The sequence below is a fragment of the Burkholderia sp. genome, assembly GCF_018375725.1.
Lineage (GTDB): Bacteria > Pseudomonadota > Gammaproteobacteria > Burkholderiales > Burkholderiaceae > Burkholderia.
Map to the genome: position 1 here is coordinate 1 of NZ_JAHACR010000144.1, position 9920 is coordinate 9920.

The 9920-nt window shown below is 66.2% G+C and carries 10 protein-coding genes; 3 read left to right on the forward strand and 7 right to left on the reverse strand.

Annotation, left to right across the window (positions count from 1 at the left end; all coding sequences use genetic code 11):
• Together pgsA and uvrC are read right to left on the reverse strand one after the other, a co-directional pair.
• Positions 1–519, reverse strand: a 519-nt coding sequence (gene pgsA, locus KH616_RS15430; RefSeq protein WP_292247716.1) for a CDP-diacylglycerol--glycerol-3-phosphate 3-phosphatidyltransferase, incomplete at its 3' end; no start/stop codon positions are given.
• 79 nt (positions 520–598) lie between these two features.
• Positions 599–2602, reverse strand: coding sequence for an excinuclease ABC subunit UvrC (gene uvrC, locus KH616_RS15435; protein WP_292247718.1), 2004 nt, complete (start codon positions 2600–2602; stop codon positions 599–601).
• 77 nt (positions 2603–2679) lie between these two features.
• On the opposite strand from uvrC, the gene earP reads away from it, so the two are divergent.
• The 3 genes from earP to KH616_RS15450 all read left to right on the forward strand — a co-directional run bounded on the left by earP (position 2680) and on the right by KH616_RS15450 (position 6205).
• Positions 2680–3873 carry an elongation factor P maturation arginine rhamnosyltransferase EarP gene (gene earP / locus KH616_RS15440; RefSeq protein WP_292247721.1) on the forward strand — a complete coding sequence of 398 codons (1194 nt, stop codon included), beginning with the start codon at positions 2680–2682 and terminating at the stop codon, positions 3871–3873.
• A 121-nt stretch (positions 3874–3994) separates the two neighbouring features.
• Positions 3995–4552, forward strand: coding sequence for an elongation factor P (efp, locus tag KH616_RS15445; protein WP_292247724.1), 558 nt, complete (start codon positions 3995–3997; stop codon positions 4550–4552).
• A gap of 267 nt (positions 4553–4819) precedes the next feature.
• Positions 4820–6205 carry a sigma-54 dependent transcriptional regulator gene (locus tag KH616_RS15450; protein ID WP_292247727.1) on the forward strand — a complete coding sequence of 462 codons (1386 nt, stop codon included), beginning with the start codon at positions 4820–4822 and terminating at the stop codon, positions 6203–6205.
• A 137-nt stretch (positions 6206–6342) separates the two neighbouring features.
• Here the strand turns inward: KH616_RS15450 and nagZ are convergent, their stop codons facing one another.
• The 5 genes from nagZ to era form a co-directional block, all read right to left on the reverse strand.
• Positions 6343–7371, reverse strand: coding sequence for a beta-N-acetylhexosaminidase (nagZ, locus tag KH616_RS15455; RefSeq protein WP_292247730.1), 1029 nt, complete (start codon positions 7369–7371; stop codon positions 6343–6345).
• A 28-nt stretch (positions 7372–7399) separates the two neighbouring features.
• Complete coding sequence (gene acpS, locus KH616_RS15460) at positions 7400–7822, reverse strand: holo-ACP synthase (protein WP_292247732.1); 423 nt, start codon at positions 7820–7822, stop codon at positions 7400–7402.
• Positions 7823–7826: 4 nt separating this feature from the next.
• Positions 7827–8600 carry a pyridoxine 5'-phosphate synthase gene (gene pdxJ, locus KH616_RS15465; RefSeq protein ID WP_292247734.1) on the reverse strand — a complete coding sequence of 258 codons (774 nt, stop codon included), beginning with the start codon at positions 8598–8600 and terminating at the stop codon, positions 7827–7829.
• On the reverse strand, positions 8597–9436 hold the full coding sequence (gene recO, locus KH616_RS15470) for a DNA repair protein RecO (RefSeq protein ID WP_292247737.1): 840 nt from the start codon (positions 9434–9436) through the stop codon (positions 8597–8599). Before recO ends, pdxJ begins: the two co-directional genes overlap by 4 nt.
• The coding region (era, locus tag KH616_RS15475) for a GTPase Era (protein WP_292247740.1) at positions 9423–9920 on the reverse strand (498 nt) is incomplete at its 5' end. The genes recO and era, both read right to left, overlap by 14 nt.

Sequence of the window (9920 nt, forward strand, 5' to 3'; positions counted from 1 at the left end):
GAACGCCGCCACGTAGATCAGCCACCCGCCCAGCGCGCGCGTATCGAGCCCCATTCCGCCCGGCAGCGGCAGACGGTCGCTATAGAGCAGCAGCGGAATCGCGATCATCTGGCACGCGGTCTTGAACTTGCCGAGCGAATTCACCGCGACGCTCTTCGACGCGCCGATCTGTGCCATCCATTCACGCAGCGCCGAAATCGCGATCTCGCGTCCGACGATCACGAGCGCGATCGCCGCATCGACCCGTGCGAGCTGCACGAGCACCAGCAGCGCCGCCGTCACCATCAGCTTGTCCGCGACCGGGTCGAGGAACGCGCCAAACGACGACGTCTGGTTCCATTTGCGCGCCAGATAGCCGTCGAACCAGTCCGTCAGCGCGGCTAGGATGAAGATCAGCGCCGCCGCGAGATTGCGGTGCGCGCTTTCCATCATCGCATCCGGCAGATAGAACACACCGACGACGAGCGGAATCAGCACGATCCGCACCCACGTCAGGAAAATCGGAAAATTGAACGGCATGGCATCCGGAACAGTAAAGGATTCGCAATTGTGCCGCGTCGCCCGCCCTGCCACAAGCCAGGCGGGCGGGCGACACAGGTCAGTGCAGCTGGCGATAGATCTGTTCTGCGAGCGAGCGCGAAATGCCCTCCACGCTCGCCAGCTCGTCGACGCTCGCCGACACGACGCCGCGCAGCCCGCCAAAACGCGCGAGCAGCCGCTGCCGGCGTTTCGCGCCGACGCCTTCGAGCTCCTCGAGCCGCGACGTCTGGCGGGTCTTGGCGCGCTTCGCGCGCATGCCGGTGATCGCAAAGCGGTGCGCCTCGTCGCGGATCTGCGCGACCAGCATCAGCGCGGCGCTCTCCTTGCCCAGTTCGAGCGGCGCGCGCCCGTCCGCGAACACCAGCGTCTCGAGCCCGACCCTGCGCCCCTCGCCCTTCGCGACGCCGACCAGCATCGACGTGTCGAGGCCAAGCTCGGTGAATACCTGCCGCGCGATATCGACCTGTCCCTTGCCGCCGTCGATCAGCACGATATCCGGCAACAGGCCCGCAGCCTCGGCCTTGCGCGACGCTTCGCCGTCGAGGCCGGCCGCGTCGTCGGCCGATGCCGCTTGCGCCGCCTGCTCGACGAGCTTCTCGTAGCGGCGCGTGAGCACCTGTCGCATCGCCGCGTAATCGTCGCCCGGCGTGATGCCCGCGATGTTGTAGCGGCGGTAGTCGCCGGACTGCATCTTGTGATGGTGATAGACGACGCACGACGCCTGCGTCGCCTCGCCCATCGTGTGGCTGATGTCGAAACACTCGATCCGCAACTGCGCGAGGTCGCCGCTTTCGAACCCGAGCGTCTCGGCGAGCGCGCGCGTGCGCGCCTGCTGCGAGCCCTGCTCCGACAACAGCCGTGCGAGCGCCAGCCGGGCGTTCTGCTCCGCCATCGACAGCCACGCGCGCCGCTGTCCCTGAGGCTGCCGCACGAGCGACACCTTGTGCCCCGCCTGCTCGGCCAGCAGCTCGATCAGATCGCGGCTCGCGGGCGCATGACTCACGACCAGCACCGGCGGAACGCGATTGCCGAGGTAATGCTGGGCGATGAATGCATCGAGCACTTCGGCCTCGACCGATGCGCTCGCCTCCTGCGCGCCGTCGGCCGGCAGGTCGGGAAGCGCATCGCCCGGCTCCCCGGCTTCGTCGCCGCTGCCGCCTTCGGCAAGTGTCAGCGCACTCTCGACATGCGTGGGGAAATAGGCCTTGTCGCCGAGATGACGGCCGCCACGCACCATCGCGAGATTCACGCAGACGCGGCCGCCCAATGCAACGACCGCAAGGATGTCGACGTCGCTGTCGCCGCCGACTTCGATCGCCTGCTGATGCAGCACGGTCGCAAGCGAGCTCATCTGGTTGCGCACCGCGGCCGCCTGCTCGAACTTGAGTTCGGCGGCGAACGCGTGCATTTTCTGCCCGAGCTCGCTCATCACCTCCTTCTGCCGGCCGAGAAGAAAGCGCGCCGCGTTCGATACATCGCGCGCGTAGTCCTCTTCGGAAATCGCGCCGACGCACGGCGCGGTGCAGCGGCCGATCTGATGCAGCAGGCACGGCCGCGTACGGTTGTTGAACACCGAGTCCTCGCAGGTACGCAGCTGGAACACGCGCTGCAGGATCTGGATGCTCTCGCGCACCGCCGATGCGCTCGGAAATGGCCCGAAATACTGGTTCCGCTTGTCGACCGCACCGCGGTAATACGCCATGCGCGGAAAGCGATGCGCGGTGAGTTTCAGGTACGGATACGACTTGTCGTCGCGAAACAGGATGTTGTAGCGCGGCGTGAGCGCCTTGATCAGGTTGTTCTCGAGCAGCAGCGCTTCCGCCTCCGAGCGCGTGACGGTCGTTTCGATGCGCGCGATGCGCGTGACCATCGTCGCGATGCGCGGCGACAGCTGCGTCTTCGTGAAATAGCTCGATACGCGCTTTTTCAGGTCGCGCGCCTTGCCGACGTAAAGCACGGCGCCCGCCGCGTCGTAATAGCGGTAGACGCCTGGCAGGTGCGGCAGTTGCGCGAGGATTTTCTTCGGCTCGAACGGGGCTTCGGGTGCGTCTGGGGATGTCATGCGTGATCCGGGCGCCGCGAGGCGCACGAACGGTCTATTAGAATCGCCAGTTTAGAGCATTCCTCCTGCCCGTTTCGATGCCACACACCATGCCGCGCTCCCACCCTCCGTCCGCGCACGTACCGGGCGAACCGCTCGCCTGCGACATCTTCTGCACGGTCGTCGACAACTTCGGCGACATCGGCGTGTGCTGGCGCCTCGCGCGCCAGCTCGTGCACGAACATGGCTGGCAGGTCCGGCTGTTCGTCGACGACCTGCGCACGTTCACGCGCCTGTTGCCCGGCGTGCAGCCCGACGCGGTCCGGCAGCGCGCCGACGGCGTGGTGATCGAGCACTGGCATGCGCAGGTCGGCGACGCGATCGACATCGCGGACATCGTGATCGAGGCGTTCGCGTGCGACCTGCCGCCCGCGTATCTCGCCGCGATGGCGCGCCGCGCGCAGCGGCCGGTCTGGATCAATCTCGAATACCTGAGCGCCGAGGACTGGGTTGCCGATTTCCATCTGCGCCCTTCGCCGCATCCGCGCTATCCGCTCGCCAAAACGTTCTTCTTCCCGGGACTGTCGGCCGGCACGGGCGGCGTCCTGCGCGAAGGCGACCTCGACACGCGGCGCGCGGCATTCGAAGCCGATGCCGACGCGCGCACGGCATGGTGGCTGCGCGCGACCGGCGGGCCGCCGCCCGCAGCCGATACGACGGTCGTTAGCCTGTTCGCCTACGAAAACCCCGCTGTCGACGCGCTGCTCGCCCAGTGGCGCGCCAGCGCGTCGCCCGTCGTCGCGCTGGTGCCGGAAGGCCGCATCTCGCCGGGCGTCGCGCGCTTTTTCGGGGTCGATTCGTTCGGCGCCGGCGCGCGCGCGCACAGCGGCAGCCTGACGGCGTACGGCCTCGCCTTCGTCCCGCAGGCGGAATACGATCCGCTGCTGTGGATCAGCGACATGAATTTCGTGCGCGGCGAGGATTCGTTCGTCCGCGCGCAGTGGGCACGCCGGCCGTTCGTCTGGCAAATCTATCCGCAAGCGGACGACGCGCATCTGCCGAAACTCGACGCCGCGCTCGCCCATCTGACGGCCGGCCTCGACGACGCGCCGCGCGCGGCATTGACACGCTTCTGGCACGCCTGGAACGGCGCAGGCACGCCAGACTGGGCCGATCTGTGGCAGCACCGCGCAGCGCTCCGGGCAAACGCGGCGCGCTGGGCGGATGCGCTGGCCGCCGTCGGCGACCTCGCCGGAAAACTGGCGGAACACGCAAAATCTCAGTTAAAATAAGCGGTTATCCGACGGCTGACCACTCAAGCGCGCTCGCTTTGGCGCCTTCCGGAACGAACCCGCTTGCGCCGTCCGCCGTTGCGCAACGCTCAGGCACTTTTTATTTGTACAGGACAGTTTTATGAAAACCGCACAGGAACTCCGCGTAGGTAACGTCGTGATGATCGGCAACGACGCTTGGGTCGTCTCGAAGACCGAATACAACAAGTCGGGCCGTAACGCCGCCGTCGTCAAGATGAAGCTGAAGAACCTGCTGACCAACGCGGGCCAGGAAGCTGTGTACAAGGCCGACGACAAGTTCGACGTCGTCGTGCTCGAGCGCAAGGAAGTGACGTATTCGTACTTCGCGGATCCGATGTACGTGTTCATGGACGCCGACTACAACCAGTACGAAGTCGAAGCGGAAATGATGGGCGATGCGCTCAATTACCTCGAAGACGGCATGGCATGCGAAGTCGTGTTCTACAACGAGAAGGCCATCTCGGTCGAACTGCCGACGGTTCTGGTGCGCGAAATCACCTACACGGAACCGGCTGTCAAGGGCGACACGTCGTCGGGCAAGGTGCTGAAGAACGCCAAGATCTCGACCGGCTTCGAACTGCAAGTCCCGCTGTTCTGCAGCACCGGCGACAAGATCGAAATCGACACGCGCACGAACGAATACCGCAGCCGCGCGTAATCGCGAAACGCTTTCCGCGTCGACAAAAAGCGCCCTTCGGGCGCTTTTTGTTTATCCGCCGCGACAAATGCTCGATTCCGACCCCGCAACGCAAAACAAAATCTACTCGCAAAGATATTCAATTTGTATCATCGGTAACTGTTTTATAGCGCTGAAGAAATAATGCGCGTCACGCGTTCAGCGAGGCATAAAATTGATTTTTAATCTCGATTTGCGGCTCCGGATTGACGACCGATGGCCCGCCTCTTTTGCTGACACGCGTTCACCATGCCACACGCCCTGATTGTCGAAGACGATCCCAATAGTCTGTCCGGCCTCACAGCGCTGCTTGCCGCAGACGGTTTCTCGGTCGACACGGCGACGTCGCTCGCCGAAGCGCGCACCGCGCTCGGCCGCTCGATTCCCGACGTCGTGCTGGTCGACCTGAACCTGCCGGACGGCAGCGGTTTCGATCTGCTTCAGCATTTGCCGCAACAGCAGCCGAACGGGTCGCTGCCCGTCATCGTGCTCACGGGCAATGCGACGGTCGAAAGCGCGATCGAAGGCCTGCGACACGGGATCTGGGATTACCTGCTCAAGCCGATCAATATCCCGCGACTGCGCAGTCTGCTCGCACGCATCCCCCGCCCGTACGAACTGATCGACGAAGTGCAGTCGCTGCGCGCGACGCTGCGCCGCCTCGGCCGCTTCGGCTCGCTGGTGGGCCGCAGCGATGCCATGCAGCATGTCTATGACGCGATCGAGCACAACGCGCGCACCGAGACGGCCGTGCTTTTCTCCGGAGAAGCCGGCACCGGCAAGGAAGTGGCGGCACGCACGCTGCATGACCTGAGCCGCCGCCGCAAGGGGCCGTTCGTCGCGTTCGACTGCCGCTCGCTCCGGCAAACCGGGCGTCATGGCGCCGCCCTCGACAGCGTGCTGTTCGGGCATGAACGCGGCGCATTCGACGGCGCCGAGCGGCGCGAACCGGGCCTGTTCGAGCAGGCGAGCGGCGGCACGCTGTTCCTCGACGAAATTACCGCGTTGCCGCTCGCGCTGCAGGAAGCGCTGCTGCAGGCGCTCGATTCGCAGAATTTCATGCGCATCGGCGGCACGAGTCCGATCGCGAGCGACTTCCGGCTGATCGCCACCACGCGCCGCCCCGCCCGCGAAGCGGTCGAGAACGGCACGCTGCGCGAAGACCTGTGGCTGCGCCTCGACGCGGCGTCGATCACGATGCCGCCGCTGCGCGAACGCGACGACGACGCGCTGCATATCGCCGACGCGCTGATCGACGAACTGAATCGCACTGAACGCTCGACCGGCGGCAAACCGACCGACAAGCGCACGGCGCCCGCGTTCGTGCGTGAATGCCTGGCCTACGAATGGCCGGGCAACGTGCGTGAATTGCAGGAACGCGTACGCTTTGCATACGAGGCGTCCGGCGATCTCATCGAGACGCTGCGCGCCGGCGAGGCCAGCTTCGTCGCGGGCGCCGCACTGAACGGCAGCAGCGTGCAGATCAAGGTCGGCACGCCGCTCGCAGACGTCGAGGATCTGCTGATCCGCGCGACGCTCGACGCGGTCGGCGGTACACGGCACCGCGCGGCGACGCTGCTCGGCATCAGCCCGAAGACGCTGTACAACAAGCTGCAGCGGATGAAGGTGAATTGAGGATGTGGCGGCCGGCGACCCGGCGGCCGGCAACCTGTTAATCGGCAGGATTGGCCGCGCGGTGGCCAGCCCGACGCGGCCGGCCAGCACGAACGCCGCGGCGCATCACCCCGACGCGCCCCGAAACGCCACGTGCGTTACGCGAACGCGCTGCGCAACAGCGCCTGCGCACGCTGATATTCCGGCTGCGCGATCAACTTGTCCCATTTGAGCGCCTTGCCGCGCGCGCGCATCCGCTTGATGCGCCGCACCGACTCGGGCGATGCCCCGCCCTTCAGGCCGTTCAGCACCTCCTCGGCGGCCTCCGGCTGGTTGCAGACGAGCACCATGTCGCAACCCGCGGCAAGCGCCGCCTCGGCTGCCTGCGTGAGCGTGCCGCCCTCGCGCGCCGCCTCCATCGACAGGTCGTCGCTGAAGATCGCGCCCTTAAAGCCAAGCCGGCCACGCAGGATGTCCTGCAGCCAGATGCGCGAGAAACCCGCGGGCTGCGCGTCGACCTGCGTATAGATCACGTGTGCGGGAATCACCGCGGACAGCGACAGGCCGAGCCAGTCGTACGGCGCGGCGTCGGCAGCGAGGATCGCGTCGAGCGGACGATCGTCGGTCGGCAGCGCAACATGCGAATCGGCTTCCGCGAAGCCGTGGCCAGGGAAGTGCTTGCCGCAGTTCGCCATGCCCGCGAGCGCAAGTCCATGATTGAGGCTCTGCGCGAGCATCGTCACGACGCGCGGATCGCGATGGAATGCGCGATCGCCGATGACCTGCGAGTGTCCGTAGTCGAGATCGAGCACCGGCGTGAAACTCATGTCGATTCCGCATGCGCGCAGTTCGGCGGCAAGGATATAGCCGACCGCGGTTGCCACTTTCGTCGCATGCAGCACGTCCTTGTCCCACAGCTCGCCGAGACGGCGCATCGCGGGCAGCACCGTGAAACCGTCGGTTCGGAAACGCTGCACGCGTCCGCCCTCGTGATCGACGGCGATCAGGATGTCCTCGCGGATCGCGCGGATCGAATCGGTCAGCGCGGTCAGTTGCGCGCGATTCTGGAAGTGCCGGGCGAACAGGATCACGCCGCCGGTTTGCGGATGGGCAAGACGCCGCGCGTCGTCGCGCGACAGGGTCGTGCCGACGATGTCGAGCATGACCGGGCCGGGAGTCGTTTTCATCGAATCGGAAATGACGTCAGTGGAAATTTCAGGCGGCCGGGCCGGCCGCCGCAGGCATGTCGGTCTCGGCGATCACGAACGAGACCGCGTAGTCGCGCTCGTCGCTGACGGTGACGCGCGCGGTGATGCCGCGCGCCGCGAGCCAGCCGGCCAGTTCGCCGGACGCGACGACATACGGCTCGCCGCTCGGCGCATTGAGGGTCTGCAATGCGCGCCATGTCATCGGCCAGCGCATGCCGAGCCCGATCGCCTTCGAAAATGCCTCCTTCGCGGAGAAGCGCGTCGCGAGAAACGCGATGCCGCGCGCCTCGGAACGCGCACGGCGCGCGTGGAAGACCTTCAATTCGTCGAAGCCCAGCACTTTTTCCGCAAAGCGACCGCCGGTGCGCTCGAGCACCGCCGCGATGCGGCTCATCTGGACGACGTCGGTGCCGATGCCGTAGATCGCCATGTAATCAGCGTGCGCCGTGCAGAGCCGCGACGCGGGCGGCGACCATGATCGCCTTCATTTCCCGCACCGCGTTGTCCCAGCCGGCGAAGATCGCATGCGCGACGATCGCATGGCCGATATTCAGTTCGACAATGCAGTCGATCGCTGCGATCTGCTGCACGTTCGTGTAGTGCAGGCCATGACCGGCATTGACCTTCAGGCCGAGTTGCGTCCCTGCCCGCACGCCCGCGACGATGCGCTCGTATTCGCGCTGCTGCTCGGCCACGTCGTGCGCATCCGCATAGCGGCCCGTGTGCAGTTCGATCACCGGCGCGCCTGCTTCGTGCGCGGCACGGATCTGCGTCTCGTCCGGATCGATGAAAAGCGACACGCGCACACCGGCGTCGGCGAGCTGCCTGCACGCGGCGCGCACGGCCTCGAAGCGGCCCGCGACGTCGAGGCCGCCTTCGGTCGTCAGCTCCTCGCGTTTCTCCGGCACGAGACATGCATCGTGGGGCTGCACGTCGCACGCGATGTCGAGCATTTCGCTCGTGACCGCGCATTCGAGGTTCATCCGCGTCTTCAGCAACGGGCGCAGCTTGCGCACATCGGCGTCGACGATATGCCGGCGATCCTCACGCAGATGCAGCGTGATCGCATCGGCGCCGGCCTCTTCGGCGGCGAGCGCCGCGCGGATCGGATCGGGGTAGGTCGTGCCGCGCGCGTTGCGCAGCGTGGCAACGTGGTCGATGTTGACGCCGAGATCGATGGCGGTGGGCGAAGTCAGGAAGAAGCTCATAGGTTTTGCAGGTCGATCAGGATCTGGCGCGTCGCAAGCGGCGTGCCGCCGAGATAGGTGTTCAGCAGAAAGCGCATCAGCGTCTTGCTTTGCGCGACGGTCTGGGCTCGATGGTAATCGTCCTGCTCCATGTCGAGCAATGTCTGCCCGGCGATCACCGGCCAGTGCGATGGCACGTCGTCGTCCGCGTAGCGCACGCCGCGCTCGGGATCGAACACGTACAGGCGCTCCGCCTCGACCGAGCGGCGCCCGACCGTGCGGCTCAGTGCGAGCGCGTAGCCGGTCTCGCGCAACAGCACGCGCTCGAACGAACGCAGCACCTGAACCGCCGGTTCCCCATGCGCCAGGCGCGTGAGCGTCACCACGTAGTGATTGAACAGCGACGGCTGCGGATCCTCGCGCGCGCAGAACTTCACGAGCAGCTCGTTCGCATAGAAACCGCACAGCAGCGCGTCGCCGCTGAGCGGCAGCATCCCGCCGACCCACTCGGCGCCCGTGAGCGTACGCACTTCGGATTTGCCGGACCACGACAGCAACAGCGGCTGGAAGGTCTGCAGCACGCCGCGCAGCGCCGAATGCGGACGCTTCGCGCCCTTCGCGACGAGCGCGAGCCGGCCGTGATCGCGCGTCAGCACGTCGACGATCAGGCTCGTTTCACGATAGGGATAGCTGTGCAGCACGAACGCCGGCTGCTCGGCGACGCGGAATTCGGATGTGCGCGCAGCCGCGCGGCGCGGCTTGCGCGGCCGCTCGGGCGGCGCGGCCGGCGGCGCATCGACCGCGCCGGGCGCCGCCTCGTCCTCGGCGGGAGTCATCCACGCGTCATTCGTACCCATAGGCACGAAGCCCCGCTTCGTTGTCGGCCCACCCGCTCTTCACCTTGACGAAGGTCTCGAGATAGACCGGGCCGTCGAACAGCTTCTCCATGTCCATGCGCGCCTCGGTGCTGATCTGCTTGAGCTTCGCGCCCTTTTTGCCGATCACCATCGCCTTGTGCGTATCGCGATCGACCAGGATCGTCGCGAAAATGCGCTTGAGACGCCCTTCTTCCTCGAACTTGTCGATGACGACCGTGCTCGTGTACGGCAGTTCGTCGCCGGTCCAGCGGAACAGCTTCTCGCGCAGGATCTCGGCGGCCAGGAACCGCTCGCTGCGATCGGTCAGTTCGTCTTCGCCATAGATCGGCTCGCCTACCGGCAGGTATGGCTTGATCGTCTCCAGCAGGCGCTGGATGTCGTCCGGATTCTTGGCCGACAGCGGCACGATCTGCGCGAATTCGCGCAGCGCGCTCATCTGTTGCATGAACGGGAACAGCGTGTC

What these genes read in the sequence shown, in the direction of transcription:
- uvrC (WP_292247718.1), bottom strand. Translation starts at nt 2,602, where the DNA reads ATGACATCCCCAGACGCACCCGAAGCCCCGTTCGAGCCGAAGAAAATC.
- earP (WP_292247721.1), top strand. Translation starts at nt 2,680, where the DNA reads ATGCCACACACCATGCCGCGCTCCCACCCTCCGTCCGCGCACGTACCG.
- efp (WP_292247724.1), top strand. Translation starts at nt 3,995, where the DNA reads ATGAAAACCGCACAGGAACTCCGCGTAGGTAACGTCGTGATGATCGGC.
- KH616_RS15450 (WP_292247727.1), top strand. Translation starts at nt 4,820, where the DNA reads ATGCCACACGCCCTGATTGTCGAAGACGATCCCAATAGTCTGTCCGGC.
- nagZ (WP_292247730.1), bottom strand. Translation starts at nt 7,371, where the DNA reads ATGAAAACGACTCCCGGCCCGGTCATGCTCGACATCGTCGGCACGACC.
- acpS (WP_292247732.1), bottom strand. Translation starts at nt 7,822, where the DNA reads ATGGCGATCTACGGCATCGGCACCGACGTCGTCCAGATGAGCCGCATC.
- pdxJ (WP_292247734.1), bottom strand. Translation starts at nt 8,600, where the DNA reads ATGAGCTTCTTCCTGACTTCGCCCACCGCCATCGATCTCGGCGTCAAC.
- recO (WP_292247737.1), bottom strand. Translation starts at nt 9,436, where the DNA reads ATGGGTACGAATGACGCGTGGATGACTCCCGCCGAGGACGAGGCGGCG.